The organism is Citrobacter sp. Cu231 (assembly GCF_030332265.1).
Lineage (GTDB): Bacteria > Pseudomonadota > Gammaproteobacteria > Enterobacterales > Enterobacteriaceae > Citrobacter > Citrobacter meridianamericanus.
Window position 1 is genome coordinate 571,048 of sequence record NZ_JAOWIE010000029.1, and the last position, 15,615, is coordinate 586,662.

Sequence of the window (15,615 nt, forward strand, 5' to 3'; positions counted from 1 at the left end):
ATCAAATAAGCAGCAATACAATACAGAACGCTTATATTGCGATCTACCTCACTAAACACTTCATCCTTCGAGCCGCCTCTGCGTTGGCTGCGTTCGATCACCCCTGTCACATAGTTATCTATGCTCCAGGGTGCTCGCTCTCTTGCCGCATTGATGCAACTTGAATGATTTTGTGTTTAAACGATCGTCGGGATCGCGATCACTTACGCAATTTTTTGTTTTTACTGAGGGCGTGCCAGGTGGCAGAAACGCTGTTGAGATGTTCTTGTAATGCGCGGTCGGCTTCATCAGGATCATGCTGACGAATAGCCTCAACAATAGAAATATGTTGTTGATAACTCACACTATTATGCTCGTACAATTCCCGATCAGGGACGGTCGGACGTGCGGCAATCAGCCAATCCAGCAGCGCGACGTGGATCGCCATAAAGATGGGATTGCCCGGGATCTCCGCCAGTACGCGGTGAAAATCAACGTCCGAGCGAATGAACAACGCATTGTCATCGAGCGACTGACTGTTGATCTCCAGCGCCTTCGCCAGTTTGTCGATTTGCTCGTCCGTCGCATGTTCGGCGGCATATCGTACCAGGCTGGATTCAAAGAACAATCGCAGCTGTTCGAAGTGGGCAATGCCGCCGGGATGCGCGAGGAAATCTTTCGCCATACCAGAGAGCTCGCTGATAATAGTATCAGCAGAAGGACGCGAAACGCGGGCGCGCTCACCGTTGTTGATTTGTACCAGACCTTTGCGCTTTAACGCCGCCAGCGCTTCTCGTACAGAAGGACGGCCCACGTTAAAGAAGGTCATCAGCTCTCGCTCAGACGGCAACTGTTCGCCCTCGCCAAATTCCCGACGACGAATCATCTGCTCCAGTTCTTCTTCAACCATTTCAGACAGTTTTTTACGCGCCAGCGGGCGATTGCGTAAGCTACGGCCAATGGCGGATGGAGAGTCTTCAGCTTGCGAATCAAATGCGTTCATAGGGCCCATTCAGCTAAGTCGTGGTAACAAACAACAGCGGGTTTATCCTATCACAGGATCGAAAGCAGGGTGAAATGATGGTCATTCGGGCTGAACAGCTTATTGGTCATATCTGCAATAAATATATTTTATTCAGTTTAATCATTCTGCATATATTTAATTTAACGGCACTCTATTCACTTTTTGAAATTTATGAATATGAACATGACAAATTATCATAACCATCTATTTTATAACGATAAATAATTTAAAGATCGAATTAAAAACAAGATATCCACTCCATAAAAAACGCTCAAAAAAATATAACATCCGTTTACATAACAGCGTTATTACCGGATTTATCTTCTTCTCTGGCATGGAGTGAAACAATGTTCGGCATCATTATTTCTGTTATCGTTTTATTAACGATGGGTTACCTGATCCTCAAAAACTACAAACCGCAGGTCGTGCTGGCGGCCGCGGGGATATTCCTGATGATCTGCGGTGTCTGGCTGGGCTACGGCGCGCTGGTCGCTGACGACAAGAGCAGCGGCTATCTACTGATCGATATTTACAACGAAATTCTGCGTATGCTCTCCAATCGGGCGGCCGGACTGGGGTTATCCATCATGGCAGTGGGCGGTTATGCCCGTTATATGGACAGGATGGGAGCCAGCAGAGCGATGGTTAGCCTGTTAAGCCGTCCGCTTAAGCTAATCCGCTCACCCTATGTTGTTCTTGCCGCCACCTATGTTATTGGTCAGATCATGGCGCAGTTCATTACCAGTGCATCCGGGTTAGGTATGCTGCTGATGGTGACGCTGTTCCCAACGCTGGTCAGCCTTGGCGTGAGCCGTTTGTCTGCGGTGGCCGTCATTGCTACCTCAATGTCCATTGAATGGGGCATTCTGGAAACCAACTCGATTTTTGCCGCGCAGGTCGCAGGTATGAAAATCGCCACCTACTTCTTTCATTATCAGTTACCCGTCGCATCGTGCGTCATCATCGCCGTCGCCATTGCGCATTTTTTCGTTCAGCGGCAATTTGATAAAAAAACAGTACCGGACAACAACGGATTCACTGAACAAAAAGCACTGGAAAACGTACCTCCACTCTATTACGCCATTTTACCCGTCATGCCGCTGATCCTGATGCTGGGCTCGCTTGCCCTGGCACAGATGGGGCTAATGAAAGCAGAGCTGAATCTGGTGGTGGTAATGCTGATGAGCATGACGCTCACGATGTTTGTTCAATTCCTGCATAAACATGATCTGCGCGAAACGATGGATGATGTGCAGGCTTTTTTTGACGGTATGGGGACGCAGTTCGCCAACGTTGTCACGCTGGTGGTTGCCGGGGAGATCTTTGCGAAAGGGTTAACGACAATCGGCACTGTCGACGCCGTGATAAAAGGTGCAGAGCATTCCGGCCTTGGCGGCATCGGCGTGATGATCATCATGGCCGTGGTCATCGCCGCCTGCGCGATCGTCATGGGATCAGGCAACGCGCCATTCATGTCTTTTGCCAGCCTGATTCCGGATATTGCCGCCGGGCTGCATATTCCTGCGGTAGTGATGATTATGCCGATGCATTTTGCTACTACGCTCGCCAGAGCGGTGTCACCCATTACCGCGGTCATTGTGGTGACGTCGGGTATTGCCGGCGTGTCGCCCTTTGAGGTGGTAAAACGTACAGCCATCCCAATGGCGGTGGGATTTGTGGTGAATATGATAGTCACCATCGCGCTGTTTTACTGATCCCGAAACCAGAAAACAGAACAGGCCCCAAAGGGCCTGTTTTTTTATTTCACTATTTATTTCACTACGCGCAGCGCTGGACGCCCACCGCGAGGTGGCGGCGGTGTGTCATCTGGTTCGTTGTCGTCGCCATTGTCAGGCTTATCGCCATCAATGACCGACATGACCGTTTCACTCTCAAAACCAGACGCGTCGTTGTCGTCATCATTTAAGCTGGCGACATCTTCGTCGTAGGCGGCTTCCGGCTCGAACATCGTACCGGCGCCATTTTCACGAGCATAAATTGCCAGGACGGCAGCCAGCGGCACTGAAACCTGACGCGGCACACCACCAAAGCGCGCGTTAAAGCGCACTTCGTCGTTAGCCAGTTCCAGATTGCCCACCGCACGCGGTGCAATGTTCAGAACAATTTGCCCGTCACGTGCATATTCCATCGGAACCTGCACGTCCTGGAGCGTCACATCCACCACCAGATGCGGCGTGAGCTGGTTGTCTAACAACCACTCATAGAATGCGCGCAGCAGATACGGACGGCGTGGTGTTAGCTGTGGCAAATCCATACAGGTTAACCCCGGCCCAGACGCATTTCACGTTCAGGCTCAGTCAGAGAAGCCAGGAAAGAGTCACGTTCAAAGACGCGAGTCATGTACCCTTTCAGTTCTTTCGAACCTGCACCGTTGAATTCAATACCCAGCTGCGGTAAACGCCACAGCAGCGGCGCCAGATAGCAATCTACCAGGCTGAACTCATCGCTCAGGAAGTAAGGTTTCTGGCCAAATACCGGCGCAATTGCCAGCAGTTCTTCGCGCAGACGCTTACGCGCGACTTCGGCTTCAGAAGCAGACCCGTTCACGATGACGTTCATCAGCGTGTACCAGTCTTTTTCAATACGCTGCATGTACAGGCGGCTTTCACCACGCGCAACCGGGTAAACCGGCATCAGCGGTGGATGCGGGAAACGCTCATCCAGATATTCCATAATGATGCGAGATTCCCACAGGGTCAGCTCACGATCCACCAGTGTCGGTACGCTCTGATTCGGGTTGAGGTCGATCAGATCCTGAGGTGGATTGTCCTTCTCCACATGCTCAATCTCGAAACTAACACCTTTTTCAGCCAGCACAATGCGGACCTGATGGCTATAGATGTCAGTAGGACCAGAAAACAGCGTCATTACCGAACGTTTGTTGGCAGCGACAGCCATGAAAACCTCCAGGTATATTCAGAATTTTTACTGCTACCAGCCACTCAGTGGCCAGCCAGAAGTGATGTCACCCAGGCTCGGAAAGTCATTGCTGTTCAAAATACAAACAAAAAATGAGCGATACCGGACATTTGGGCAGAAAATTGGATGATAGTTTACCAGATTTTGTGACCGTTGTGGTGAGTCGATTCTTGAAATGGGGAAAAAGAGGTGGCAATTAGCGGATTGCCGTGGTTCTACGGCGAGAAATAACGATAAAAAAACCCGCCGAAGCGGGTTTTTTCACAAATTGTCGTCTGCCGAAGCAGAATACAATTAACGTTTGGAGAACTGAGGACGACGACGTGCTTTACGCAGACCGACTTTCTTACGTTCAACCTGACGAGCATCACGGGTAACGAAGCCAGCTTTACGCAGTTCGCCACGCAGGGACTCGTCGTACTCCATCAGAGCGCGGGTGATACCGTGACGGATCGCACCAGCCTGACCAGAGATACCACCACCTTTAACAGTGATGTACAGATCCAGTTTCTCAACCATGTCGACCAGTTCCAGCGGCTGACGAACTACCATGCGGGCAGTTTCACGACCGAAGTACTGTTCCAGAGAACGTTGGTTGATTACGATTTTACCACTGCCCGGTTTGATGAAAACGCGAGCTGCGGAACTTTTGCGGCGACCAGTGCCGTAGTATTGATTTTCAGCCATTGCCTATAATCCCGATTAGATGTCAAGAACTTGCGGTTGCTGTGCCGCGTGGTTGTGCTCGTTGCCAGCGTAAACTTTCAGTTTACGGAACATAGCACGACCCAGCGGGCCTTTTGGCAGCATGCCTTTAACCGCGATTTCAAGCACACGCTCAGGACGGCGAGCAATCATCTCTTCAAAGGTCGCTTGTTTGATACCACCGATGTGGCCGGTGTGGTGATAGTACACTTTGTCAGTACGCTTGTTGCCGGTTACAGCAACTTTGTCAGCGTTCAGAACGATGATGTAATCACCGGTATCTACGTGCGGAGTGTATTCCGCTTTGTGCTTACCGCGCAGGCGCAGAGCCAGTTCGGAAGCCAGACGGCCCAGAGTTTTACCGGTCGCGTCAACAACATACCAGTCGCGTTTTACGGTTTCTGGTTTAGCTGTAAAAGTTTTCATTAAAAGCTTACCCAAATAAATAAGTTACACGTTGGTGAACACCCAAACGTTTTGTCAGTTGAGGTTCACACGACATTGTCCAGCAAACCTACCCCTTCGAATAGCCTATGCCGGCGCATAGAAAGTTTTGGGAAAAAAACTCTCTCGTAACGTGGGGTCGCAAGATTATAGAGAAGTCAGGGTCAAAGATCGACCCCTTTATGTGATTTGCGGCAGGTTTAACCGGCTAAATGTTCCCGCTTCAGATACTCTTCGCTTTGCATCTCCTGCAAGCGCGACAAACAGCGCTGAAATTCAAACTTCAGACGCTCGCCCTGATAAATTTCATAGAGTGGCGACGCCGCGCTGACCACCAGCTTGACGTGACGCTCATAGAACTCATCCACCAGCGCGATAAAACGCCGCGCCTCACTCTCCATCAGCGTCGTCATGACCGGTACATCAAACAACAGCACCGTATGAAACAGACGCGACAGCGCAATGTAGTCATGTTGGCTACGCGCATCGACACAGAGCGTAGTGAACGACACCGCCAGCGTTTGGTTTTCGACGGCCAGCGTCTGCATAGGGCGATGATTGATTTCCAGCGTCGGCGCATGCTCGCCTTTCGTTCCCGCCAATGCCAGCCAGAGCTTATCCATCTGCTGGCGGGTTTCCTCATTCAGTGGTGACAACCACAAATGCGCCTGGGTTAAGGTGCGCAGACGATAATCGACGCCAGCATCAACATTCATAATGTCACAATGCTGTTTGATAGCATCAATAGCAGGAAGAAAACGCGTGCGTTGCAACCCGTTGCGATACAGTTCATCTGGCGGAATATTGGAGGTCGCGACCAGCGTAATACCGCGGGCAAATAGTGCCTTCATCAGGCCGCCGAGCAGCATGGCATCGGTGATGTCAGAAACAAAAAATTCGTCAAAGCACAGCACGTCCGTTTCGGCCTTAAAACGGTCGGCAATGATTTCCAGCGGATCGCTCTGCCCCTGCAGGGCGGTAAGCTCCTCATGGACGCGCAACATAAAACGGTGAAAGTGCAAACGCTGTTTACGCCCGCCCGGCAGGCTATGGTAAAACAGATCCATCAGCCAGGTTTTTCCGCGCCCGACGCCGCCCCACATATACAGCCCACGCACCGGCGGGTTAGTCGGCGACTCGCGCTTACCCAGCAATTTGCCAAAACGCGCCATCAGTCCACTCTCCTGTGGCACAGGACGCGCCGGCGTCGAAAGCGCCTGGAAAATGGTTTCCAATCGATTCACGGCTTCTTGTTGTACGTTGTCGGGCTGATGACTGCCATCTTTGAGGGCTTGCTGGTAACGCGATGTCGGAGAAAGGCTTTGCATGATGTTATTGTTATTCCTTGAGAATCGATGTGCCGTCGCTCACGGTTGACGAAAAAAAGGCCGTTCTACATTACGTGATATAAACACGGGATTCCACTTCTACGGAATTAGCGGTTATAGTGGCATAATCAGGCGCAGGCATGGAGCCTAAAGCCAACACCCTACGGAAACACAAGACAACGGGAGATGTTCATGACCTGGGAATATGCGCTAATTGGGTTAGTCGTCGGTATCATTATTGGTGCTGTAGCCATGCGTTTTGGTAATCGTAAATTACGCCAACAGCAGGCATTGCAGTACGAACTGGAAAAAAATAAAGCTGAGCTGGAAGAGTACCGCGAAGAGCTGGTGAGCCACTTTGCCCGCAGCGCTGAATTGCTGGATAACATGGCGGACGATTATCGTCAGATCTACCAGCATATGGCGAAAAGCTCCAGCAACCTGCTGCCGGGTATGTCACCGGAAAACAACCCGTTCCGTAATCGTCTGGCAGAGTCCGAAGCTGGCAACGATCAGGCGCCGGTTCAAATGCCGCGTGACTATTCTGAAGGGGCTTCTGGCCTGCTGCGTAGCGGCGTAAAGCGCGACTAACCGCACATCGTTAAGAAATTTATTGGGCGCAGCAATTGCGCCCTCCGCTTCTCTTCCCGTCCCAGCTATTATTTAGTCGTTAGCCTCATTGTGACCAAACCGAAAATTCAATAACATCAAACTGTTTTGAATCATCTTCCGTTTACTCAAGGTACGAGAGCAGGATCCATGAAAAAACAAACCCAGCTGTTGAGTGCATTAGCGTTAAGTGTCGGGTTAACTCTCTCGGCGCCATTCCCGGCCGTTGCGTCGATTCCCGGCCAGGTTCCCGGTCAGGCTGCGCTCCCCAGTCTCGCCCCGATGCTGGAGAAAGTGTTACCTGCCGTGGTGAGCGTAAGGGTCGAAGGCACCGCCACTCAGGGGCAGAAAGTCCCGGAAGAGTTCAAAAAGTTTTTTGGTGATGAACTTCCCGACCAACCTTCCCAACCTTTTGAAGGGCTGGGTTCCGGGGTTATTATTGATGCCGCCAAAGGCTACGTCCTGACCAATAACCACGTTATTAATCAGGCGCAAAAAATCAGCGTTCAGCTTAATGATGGTCGTGAGTTCGACGCAAAGCTTATCGGCAGCGACGATCAGAGCGATATCGCTCTGCTACAAATTCAGCATCCCAGCAACCTGACGCAAATAGCCATTGCCGATTCCGACAAACTCCGCGTGGGTGATTTCGCGGTAGCCGTGGGTAACCCGTTTGGTTTGGGGCAAACTGCCACCTCAGGCATTGTATCGGCTTTGGGTCGTAGCGGGTTGAACCTCGAAGGTCTGGAAAACTTTATTCAGACGGACGCTTCCATCAACCGGGGTAACTCCGGCGGTGCATTGCTTAACCTCAACGGTGAGCTGATTGGCATTAACACCGCGATTCTGGCTCCCGGTGGCGGTAGCATCGGTATTGGCTTTGCAATTCCGAGCAACATGGCGCGTACGCTGGCGCAGCAGTTGATGCAGTTTGGTGAAATCAAACGTGGCCTGCTGGGGATTAAAGGCACCGAAATGACCGCCGATATCGCCAAAGCGTTCAAACTGGACGTGCAGCGCGGCGCGTTTGTCAGCGAGGTTCTGCCTAACTCCGGTTCCGCAAAAGCGGGAGTGAAGTCTGGCGACGTCATTACCAGCCTCAACGGCAAACCGCTCAACAGCTTCGCCGAACTGCGTTCACGCATTGCGACAACCGAGCCTGGCACCAAGGTCAAACTGGGTCTGCTGCGTAACGGTAAACCGCTGGAGGTTGAGGTCACCCTGGACACCAGTACATCATCGTCCGCCAGCGCGGAGATGATTGCGCCTGCGTTGCAAGGTGCTACGCTCAGCGACGGACAGTTAAAAGACGGCACCAAAGGCATTAAAATCGATAACGTCGAAAAAAGCAGCCCAGCCGCGCAGGCCGGCCTGCATAAAGATGACGTTATCATTGGCGTTAACCGCGATCGCGTAAACTCAATCGCTGAAATGCGCAAAGTGCTGGAAGCGAAACCGTCGATTATTGCTCTGCAGGTGGTTCGCGGTAACGAAAGTATTTACCTGCTCCTGCGTTAACGCCTGTAACCGGACATCAGCCCCCCGTGTGATGTCCGGTAAACTCGTGATATGCTGCTGCCGTTCCCTTTATTAATGACGCCGCCATCATGTTTGTGAAGCTTTTACGTTCGGTCGCGATTGGTTTAATCGTCGGCGCTATTCTGCTGGCCGCGATGCCCTCGTTGCGCAAAATTAATACGCTTACCGCACCGCAGTTCGACAGTGCAGATGAAACACCCGCCAGTTATAACCCGGCTGTTCGCCGCGCAGCGCCTGCCGTCGTTAACGTTTATAACCGCAGTATGAACAGCACAGCGCATAACCAGCTTGAGATCCGCACGCTCGGCTCAGGCGTTATCATGGATCAGCGCGGCTATATCATTACCAACAAGCACGTCATTAATGATGCTGACCAAATCATCGTCGCATTGCAGGATGGTCGTGTATTTGAAGCGCTACTTGTGGGTTCTGATACGTTAACCGACCTTGCGGTGCTGAAAATCAACGCGACTGGCGGACTGCCGACAATTCCGATTAATAACAAACGCGTACCGCACATCGGCGATGTGGTTCTCGCCATTGGTAACCCTTACAACCTCGGGCAAACCATCACTCAGGGGATTATCAGCGCCACCGGTCGTATTGGCCTGAACCCGACGGGGCGGCAAAACTTCCTGCAAACCGATGCCTCCATCAACCACGGCAACTCCGGTGGTGCGCTGGTTAACTCGTTGGGTGAGTTGATGGGTATTAACACCCTGTCATTTGATAAAAGCAACGATGGCGAAACCCCGGAAGGGATCGGTTTTGCTATTCCTTTTCAACTGGCAACCAAAATCATGGATAAGCTGATTCGTGACGGACGCGTGATTCGCGGCTACATCGGCATCAGCGGTCGCGAAATAGCGCCACTGCACGCCCAGGGTGGCGGCATGGATCAAATTCAGGGAATTGTGGTTAACGAAGTGTCCCCGGATGGTCCGGCAGCGCGGGCTGGCATACAGGTTAACGATCTGATTATTTCGGTCAATAATAAGCCAGCGGTGTCAGCGCTGGAAACAATGGATCAGGTGGCAGAGATTCGCCCAGGCTCGGTTATCTCCGTGGTCGTGATGCGCGATGATAAGCAGTTGACGCTGCAGGTCACGATTCAGGAATATCCGGCAACCAACTAACGCGGATATAAAAAAACCGGAGCCAGTGCTCCGGTTTTTTACTTTCTGGTAGTTCGTTATTTAACGAACTCTTCGCCCAGAGTGATATCTTTCTTCAGCGTATCCAGCATACCTTCCAGCGCAGCTTGCTCAAACGCGCTCAGCTTGCCGATAGACTGACGTTCTTCTACGCCGTTTTTGCCCAGCAGCAGCGGCTGAGAGAAGAAGCGAGCATACTGGCCGTCGCCTTCAACGTAAGCACATTCAACCACACCTTTTTCACCGCTCAGTGCGCGAACCAGTGACAGGCCAAAACGTGCTGCAGCCTGACCCATAGACAGGGTTGCAGATCCGCCACCAGCTTTAGCTTCCACAACTTCAGTACCCGCATTCTGGATACGTTTGGTCAGGTCAGCCGCTTCTTGCTCGGTGAAGCTTACGCCAGGAATTTGTGACAGCAGCGGCAGAATGGTCACGCCAGAGTGGCCGCCAATAACCGGGACTTCAACGTCGCCTGGCTGCTTGCCTTTCAGTTCCGCCACAAAGGTGTTGGAGCGGATAATGTCCAGCGTGGTCACGCCAAACAGTTTGTTCTTATCGTATACGCCTGCTTTTTTCAGTACTTCTGCAGCGATAGCAACCGTCGTGTTAACCGGGTTGGTGATGATACCGATACACGCTTTCGGACAGGTTTTAGCAACCTGCTGCACCAGGTTCTTCACAATACCGGCGTTAACGTTGAACAGGTCGGAACGATCCATACCCGGTTTACGTGCGACGCCAGCGGAGATCAGCACCACATCAGCACCTTCCAGTGCAGGGGTAGCGTCTTCGCCGCTAAAGCCTTTGATTTTCACAGCAGTAGGGATATGGCTCAAATCAACGGCCACACCAGGCGTTACTGGAGCGATGTCGTACAGGGAGAGTTCTGAACCTGAAGGCAGTTGGGTTTTTAACAGTAATGCTAGCGCCTGACCGATACCACCAGCAGCGCCGAGGACTGCAACTTTCATCCTAAACTCCTTATTATATTGATAAGCAAAGTGTCTATTGCTCCGCGGCGGCGACCTTAATTCACAAATCCAACGAATACAACAACCACGCGTCAAGAATGCGTAGTCACGCAAATTTGGCTTTTATGCATTTAACTTACGTAAAATAAAACCTAAGTTACGTAATTCAAAACCACCCGCACAGTAGAGCAACTTTCCAACAGGTGCTGACAATATACCCTACCCGCCTCTCAAAACAACATCAATTTGATAACATTTAATTTACTTTTAACCTTATTTGCGAGCCGTGACACAGGCATGTTTCTTGATAACGAAATTTGATAAAATTCCGCTCTTTCATAACATTATTTCAGCCTTGAACAAGGCAGACCGTTTGCATAAAAATTCATCTGTATGCACAATAATGTTGTTTCTACTGCCATATTACGGGTGACTTATGCGAAGCTCGGCAAAACAAGAAGAATTAGTCAAGGCGTTTAAAGCGCTGCTTAAAGAAGAAAAGTTCAGCTCTCAGGGCGAAATTGTCCTGGCGTTGCAGGATCAGGGCTTTGATAATATCAATCAGTCCAAGGTTTCTCGCATGCTGACCAAGTTCGGCGCCGTGCGTACACGCAATGCGAAAATGGAAATGGTTTACTGCCTGCCAGCAGAGTTAGGGGTACCGACAACCTCCAGCCCGCTAAAAAATCTGGTACTGGATATAGACTACAACGATGCGGTCGTGGTTATTCATACCAGCCCCGGCGCTGCTCAGTTGATTGCACGTCTGCTGGACTCATTGGGGAAAGCGGAAGGTATTCTGGGTACGATTGCCGGTGACGATACTATCTTCACCACCCCAGCGAAGGGATTTACGGTAAAAGATTTGTACGAAGCCATTCTGGAACTGTTCGAACAAGAACTATAGTGCCTCCTCCCCGTCGCCTCGCGACGGGGGAAAAAACTCTGTTTTCTCCCTCTTCCCTCTATTTTCCACTACAACTCGTTTAACAAATGGTGCGTTTAACCATCAAAAACCATTCACGTAGTGAATACGAACACTTTAAAACGCACATTTTGCAAAAATTCATATCATTATGATTTGATTGAATTTATTTATTTAAAGATGTCAAAAACACTCTTTTTAATTCCATTTGGTTATAAAAAAACCATTTCTTAACACCAAATACCAGCAGAAACAATTAGCGTGGTATTAATTTATCAGGTTATTAGTGTATACTTGATTTTGTGATGAGGGTCACGAAACGCAGACCCCTATAAAAGAATTCGACGAGGTAAAAATCATGAAAATCAAAACGACTATTGCAACCTTAAGCCTTCTTTCTGTTCTCTCTTTCGGTGCAAGCGCCGCGGTTACTCAGGTGAACTCACAAGAAGCACAGAACCTGCAATCCATGGGTAGCATCTCCGTATCTCAGATCGGTAGCTCACCAATGGATATGCGTCAGGCCATCGCTGCTAAAGCTGAAAAAGCGGGTGCCAGCAGCTATCGCGTTACCGAGCTCCGTGAAGGCGCTCACTGGCATGCTACTGCAGAACTCTACAAATAAACCCTCGTCGTCTCAGTCCGACGACTTGCCCCCGCCTGCCGGGGGCTTTTTTATGCCTTATATTGAATGCCGAACATTAAAGCGCAACTGCCCTTCCAGCTCTTCTTCCGCTTCATCGAACAGTAAAATCAGCGCACCATATCGTCTGCGTAGCTTGTCCGGCAAATGAACAAATTCAATCTCCAGCGGCAACGGTAAGACTTCCCCGATAACCACCTCCCACAAAGAATCTAAATCAACCACCTTTTCCCTGGCGAGACCGAACGTGCGCGTAAACTCGCGATAGAAATCACCCTGGTCTTCTATCTCGTCAAAATCAAATGTATAGATGTTCATCTATAGCCACCATCCCGACGCCAGTCACTGTCACTCTACGAACCAATAATATGCAGAGACTTCCTGCATTTTCAGGTAAGTATAGCCATAAAAAAACCGACGTTTTTATCGTCGGTTTCTCACATTCAATTGCTGGTCAGCGCATGTTGATACTTATGTAGCATCCCACTGAGTCGTTTTACCGGCTCGGTAACCTGCGGTGGTGCTTGCCAGATGATTAATTTCTCCTGGTAGATCTCAAGCTCTTCCAGCAACTGACTAAAGTAACGTCGCCGCTTGTCGTCGTTTCCTGCAGAAATCACGTGATCGGCAGTGCGGCGAAGCTGGCGATGGAATGCGGAGAGATCCTCGTTTACCGGTACCGGCGCATCGCGCAGGCGCTGATGCGCGATGATCATGGTCAGCGCCAGGCGAAACTTCGCCAGGTCGCCGGGAAATTTGTTCATTAGCAAAAACAGCTGCTGATAAAGCGCCGGAAGATGGTTTTCTTTTCGACGAACCACGTTGGTGGTCATCGCAGAAACCGCCGCCGAGACAAACTGGTTGAGCAACACGCGGCCCGTTCTGTCACGAGAGTTATCACGCACCAACATAATGACGATAAATGCCAGTACACAGCCAACAATCTGCCCCAGCGCACTGTCAAGAAACTGGCTAAAGTGGAACGTCATCGGGTTATCCAGCACGATGATATTAATCGTGCTGGCCAGCGCCCCCATCGATCCCAATCGTCTTTTCTGTACCTCGATCCCCAGAAAGAAACCCAGCACCGCCAGGCTCAGACACAGCAACAACATACTTTGCTGGGTATTAGGGATAATCACCAGGAAATAGAGTGCCCCGAGCGGTAACGCCGCCAATGTGCCGTATATAAAGTCTATCGCCACCATACGCGGGTTAGGCAAACGCATTGCCAGCGAGGTAACAACCGCAATCATCACCATTGCACCGCTGCCGGATGTCCAACCGGTCCACAGCCAGAATAAGGTTCCCAGCACACATGAAAGTGTGGTGCGCCAGAAATTAACCATCGCATGGTGGCGCTCGGCAGATTCCACTTTTACCACCGGTTCACCTTGCAGGATCTCTTCTTCGATAGCGCTAATTTTGGTGTTGCTGACAACTCCACGTTTAAGTAACAAATAGCGTGTTGCCGCCCCAGCCCAGGTGTAAATTGTGACAGGTGTGTCACGTTCTCCGGTCCAGGCAATCACCCTACGCATCCGCTTCAACTGTTTATGGACATCCTGTACCGTTTCAACCGGCGTATCGAACAACTCACGGAAGGTATCGGTGATCAATTCTGGTCGGGTGTTCTGAATTAGATAGGTTTCGCAGGACTGCGTGATGAGCGTGAGCGACAACGTATTCAATGCCTTGAGTCTGCGGTTAGCCCGCACCCAGCGCGAGGACTCCATATTCAGGTTACTACGCATCCCTTCCAGCGCCGCCGTTCGCCTGACTAAATCTCCCCAGGCCTTGTCCACTTCCTCACTGTCGCCATGCTTAATGCACAGCTGCATAAGCTGATATTGCGCTACCAGCAGGCTATCCAGTTCGACATCAATTTCCTGTTTCACCGAACGGGGCGAAAAGAGCAGGTCAGCAACAATGGCACAGACAATGCCCATCACAATTTCACTACAGCGTTCGAGCGCAAATTGCGGCGTCAGCAGCGGTTCAGCCTGAATAGTAATGACGATGATCAGCGCCGTATAGCCTGAAAGCCCCCAGGCATAGGAGTTTTCGATCTTTACTAACGATGAGATCCAGGTACAAAAACCGGCCCAGACACAACACACCAGGATCATCAATAGCGGGGCGCGGATCATGCTGATGATAATGATCAGTGCGGCAATACAGCCGATAAATGTCCCGACAATACGCAGCATGCCGCGATAGCGGATAGCACCTGAATAAGGTTCTCCACCAGCGGCAAAGGCCGGACCTGCCGCCACAATGGCCGCGGTCAGCACCGCCCAGCGCGGGGTCTCAAGCTGGAAATGAAAGCCAACGAACAGCGCCAGTACAATCGCGCAGGCCAGTTTTACCGCAAAGCGGATATGCTGATTGGCAATGGAGAAAATACCCATCGCGATTAACCAAATTCGCGCAGGCGGTGCGCCATTTTACGGAAGAAAGATTCCTGACTGGCATCGCGATCCTGCTTGCCGGTAATGACGACGGTCGCCGTCGTCCCGGCAGGCCACAAGGTTCCCTGCTGCTCATCAAGGCGAATTCGCACCGGCACACGCTGCGCCAGACGCACCCATTCAAGATTGGAATCAATGGTCGCCATACCCTTGGCGTCCCGCGTGCTGCTGGCATTCGTTACGCCAGCCGCCACACTATCAACAGTCCCCTTCAGCACATTATTACTGCCAAGCGGGGTGATTTCAGCGCGATACCCAGGACGAACGCCTTCCAGTTTGGTTTCTTCCATATACGCCAGCACATAGAAAGAATGCTGTTTGACTAACGCCACCGCCGTGGACCCGCGCGTAATAAATTCGCCGCTATAGACGTTCAGGTTAGTCACCCAGCCATCTGCTGGCGCGCGGATAACGGTACGCTCCAGATCTAATTTCGCCAGGTCGCGGGTCGCTTGTGCCTTCGCAAGCTGGTGTAATACGGTTTGCAGGACGTTGTTTGACTGATCGATCTCTTCACGAGACATGGCCTGCACGCCAAGTCGGTTACGACGACCGGCCTCCTGGCGTTTTTCCTGCGCCAGAACTTGATAATAAGCGACATCAGCTTCAGCCTGTTCAAGGGCTTTCTTATAGCGTGGCTGATCGATGGTGAACAGGATCTGATCCTTTTTCACCAGTTGGTTATCATGGATGTTAACGTTGGTAATAAGGCCCGCAACATCCGGCGCAATGGCGACAACATCGGCGCTGAAACGGGCATCACGCGTCCACGGCGACTCGGTGTAGAACACCCATGCGCGGAAAATGGCGATGAAGGCCAGAATGACCAGTATCACGGTAATGGCCGTGCGGGAGAGTTTTCTTGTTAGTGTTTTCACTT

16 protein-coding genes are annotated in these 15,615 nt (G+C 51.0%); 6 read left to right on the forward strand and 10 right to left on the reverse strand.

Features of this window, described 5'->3' with window-relative positions; all coding sequences use genetic code 11:
• Positions 1-199: 199 nt before the first annotated feature.
• A complete protein-coding gene (gene nanR, locus OGY15_RS05755) occupies positions 200-991 on the reverse strand; it encodes a transcriptional regulator NanR (RefSeq protein ID WP_151217881.1) in 792 nt (263 codons plus the stop codon).
• 359 nt (positions 992-1,350) lie between these two features.
• Here nanR and dcuC point away from each other — a divergent pair, with 359 nt between their 5' ends.
• Positions 1,351-2,718 (forward strand): anaerobic C4-dicarboxylate transporter DcuC, encoded by a 1,368-nt coding sequence (dcuC, locus tag OGY15_RS05760; protein WP_286538737.1) that lies wholly within the window; start codon positions 1,351-1,353, stop codon positions 2,716-2,718.
• A gap of 56 nt (positions 2,719-2,774) precedes the next feature.
• Here the strand turns inward: dcuC and sspB are convergent, their stop codons facing one another.
• From sspB to zapE, 5 genes are all read right to left on the reverse strand, one after another.
• Positions 2,775-3,278 carry a ClpXP protease specificity-enhancing factor gene (gene sspB, locus OGY15_RS05765; RefSeq protein ID WP_151217882.1) on the reverse strand — a complete coding sequence of 168 codons (504 nt, stop codon included), beginning with the start codon at positions 3,276-3,278 and terminating at the stop codon, positions 2,775-2,777.
• A gap of 5 nt (positions 3,279-3,283) precedes the next feature.
• Positions 3,284-3,922: a stringent starvation protein SspA gene (gene sspA, locus OGY15_RS05770; RefSeq protein WP_003025132.1), complete on the reverse strand. Its 639-nt coding sequence runs from the start codon at positions 3,920-3,922 to the stop codon at positions 3,284-3,286.
• 315 nt (positions 3,923-4,237) lie between these two features.
• Complete coding sequence (gene rpsI, locus OGY15_RS05775; RefSeq protein WP_003025138.1) at positions 4,238-4,630, reverse strand: 30S ribosomal protein S9; 393 nt, start codon at positions 4,628-4,630, stop codon at positions 4,238-4,240.
• Positions 4,631-4,645: 15 nt separating this feature from the next.
• Positions 4,646-5,074 (reverse strand): 50S ribosomal protein L13, encoded by a 429-nt coding sequence (gene rplM, locus OGY15_RS05780; RefSeq protein WP_003025141.1) that lies wholly within the window; start codon positions 5,072-5,074, stop codon positions 4,646-4,648.
• A 218-nt stretch (positions 5,075-5,292) separates the two neighbouring features.
• Positions 5,293-6,420: a cell division protein ZapE gene (gene zapE, locus OGY15_RS05785; protein WP_187260097.1), complete on the reverse strand. Its 1,128-nt coding sequence runs from the start codon at positions 6,418-6,420 to the stop codon at positions 5,293-5,295.
• Positions 6,421-6,612: 192 nt separating this feature from the next.
• On the opposite strand from zapE, the gene zapG reads away from it, so the two are divergent.
• From zapG to degS, 3 genes are all read left to right on the forward strand, one after another.
• Positions 6,613-7,011, forward strand: a complete 399-nt coding sequence (gene zapG / locus OGY15_RS05790) for a Z-ring associated protein ZapG (RefSeq protein WP_151217884.1) — start codon at positions 6,613-6,615, stop codon at positions 7,009-7,011.
• 168 nt (positions 7,012-7,179) lie between these two features.
• Positions 7,180-8,547 (forward strand): serine endoprotease DegQ, encoded by a 1,368-nt coding sequence (gene degQ, locus OGY15_RS05795; RefSeq protein ID WP_187253336.1) that lies wholly within the window; start codon positions 7,180-7,182, stop codon positions 8,545-8,547.
• A gap of 89 nt (positions 8,548-8,636) precedes the next feature.
• The gene (gene degS / locus OGY15_RS05800) at positions 8,637-9,704 is read left to right on the forward strand and encodes an outer membrane-stress sensor serine endopeptidase DegS (protein WP_151217885.1); all 1,068 of its coding nucleotides are present in this window, start codon (positions 8,637-8,639) and stop codon (positions 9,702-9,704) included.
• Positions 9,705-9,760: 56 nt separating this feature from the next.
• Here the strand turns inward: degS and mdh are convergent, their stop codons facing one another.
• Positions 9,761-10,696, reverse strand: a complete 936-nt coding sequence (gene mdh, locus OGY15_RS05805) for a malate dehydrogenase (protein ID WP_003025158.1) — start codon at positions 10,694-10,696, stop codon at positions 9,761-9,763.
• A gap of 436 nt (positions 10,697-11,132) precedes the next feature.
• Here mdh and argR point away from each other — a divergent pair, with 436 nt between their 5' ends.
• Both argR and yhcN read left to right on the forward strand, forming a co-directional pair.
• Positions 11,133-11,603 carry a transcriptional regulator ArgR gene (argR, locus tag OGY15_RS05810; protein WP_003025162.1) on the forward strand — a complete coding sequence of 157 codons (471 nt, stop codon included), beginning with the start codon at positions 11,133-11,135 and terminating at the stop codon, positions 11,601-11,603.
• Between the two features lie 376 nt (positions 11,604-11,979).
• The gene (gene yhcN / locus OGY15_RS05815; RefSeq protein WP_003025165.1) at positions 11,980-12,246 is read left to right on the forward strand and encodes a peroxide/acid stress response protein YhcN; all 267 of its coding nucleotides are present in this window, start codon (positions 11,980-11,982) and stop codon (positions 12,244-12,246) included.
• 57 nt (positions 12,247-12,303) lie between these two features.
• Here the strand turns inward: yhcN and OGY15_RS05820 are convergent, their stop codons facing one another.
• The 3 genes from OGY15_RS05820 to aaeA form a co-directional block, all read right to left on the reverse strand.
• Entirely contained in the window at positions 12,304-12,582 is a 279-nt protein-coding gene (locus tag OGY15_RS05820; protein WP_151217886.1) for a barstar family protein, read from the reverse strand.
• Positions 12,583-12,707: 125 nt separating this feature from the next.
• The gene (gene aaeB / locus OGY15_RS05825) at positions 12,708-14,675 is read right to left on the reverse strand and encodes a p-hydroxybenzoic acid efflux pump subunit AaeB (RefSeq protein WP_151217887.1); all 1,968 of its coding nucleotides are present in this window, start codon (positions 14,673-14,675) and stop codon (positions 12,708-12,710) included.
• Between the two features lie 5 nt (positions 14,676-14,680).
• Positions 14,681-15,613: a p-hydroxybenzoic acid efflux pump subunit AaeA gene (aaeA, locus tag OGY15_RS05830; protein ID WP_003025174.1), complete on the reverse strand. Its 933-nt coding sequence runs from the start codon at positions 15,611-15,613 to the stop codon at positions 14,681-14,683.
• Between the last annotated feature and the right edge of the window lie 2 nt (positions 15,614-15,615).

Coding starts and splice junctions, on each gene's coding strand:
- degS (WP_151217885.1), top strand. CDS start 8,637: ATGTTTGTGAAGCTTTTACGTTCGGTCGCGATTGGTTTAATCGTCGGC.
- zapE (WP_187260097.1), bottom strand. CDS start 6,420: ATGCAAAGCCTTTCTCCGACATCGCGTTACCAGCAAGCCCTCAAAGAT.
- dcuC (WP_286538737.1), top strand. CDS start 1,351: ATGTTCGGCATCATTATTTCTGTTATCGTTTTATTAACGATGGGTTAC.
- OGY15_RS05820 (WP_151217886.1), bottom strand. CDS start 12,582: ATGAACATCTATACATTTGATTTTGACGAGATAGAAGACCAGGGTGAT.
- rpsI (WP_003025138.1), bottom strand. CDS start 4,630: ATGGCTGAAAATCAATACTACGGCACTGGTCGCCGCAAAAGTTCCGCA.
- sspA (WP_003025132.1), bottom strand. CDS start 3,922: ATGGCTGTCGCTGCCAACAAACGTTCGGTAATGACGCTGTTTTCTGGT.
- rplM (WP_003025141.1), bottom strand. CDS start 5,074: ATGAAAACTTTTACAGCTAAACCAGAAACCGTAAAACGCGACTGGTAT.
- yhcN (WP_003025165.1), top strand. CDS start 11,980: ATGAAAATCAAAACGACTATTGCAACCTTAAGCCTTCTTTCTGTTCTC.
- zapG (WP_151217884.1), top strand. CDS start 6,613: ATGACCTGGGAATATGCGCTAATTGGGTTAGTCGTCGGTATCATTATT.
- sspB (WP_151217882.1), bottom strand. CDS start 3,278: ATGGATTTGCCACAGCTAACACCACGCCGTCCGTATCTGCTGCGCGCA.
- mdh (WP_003025158.1), bottom strand. CDS start 10,696: ATGAAAGTTGCAGTCCTCGGCGCTGCTGGTGGTATCGGTCAGGCGCTA.
- argR (WP_003025162.1), top strand. CDS start 11,133: ATGCGAAGCTCGGCAAAACAAGAAGAATTAGTCAAGGCGTTTAAAGCG.
- nanR (WP_151217881.1), bottom strand. CDS start 991: ATGGGCCCTATGAACGCATTTGATTCGCAAGCTGAAGACTCTCCATCC.
- aaeB (WP_151217887.1), bottom strand. CDS start 14,675: ATGGGTATTTTCTCCATTGCCAATCAGCATATCCGCTTTGCGGTAAAA.
- degQ (WP_187253336.1), top strand. CDS start 7,180: ATGAAAAAACAAACCCAGCTGTTGAGTGCATTAGCGTTAAGTGTCGGG.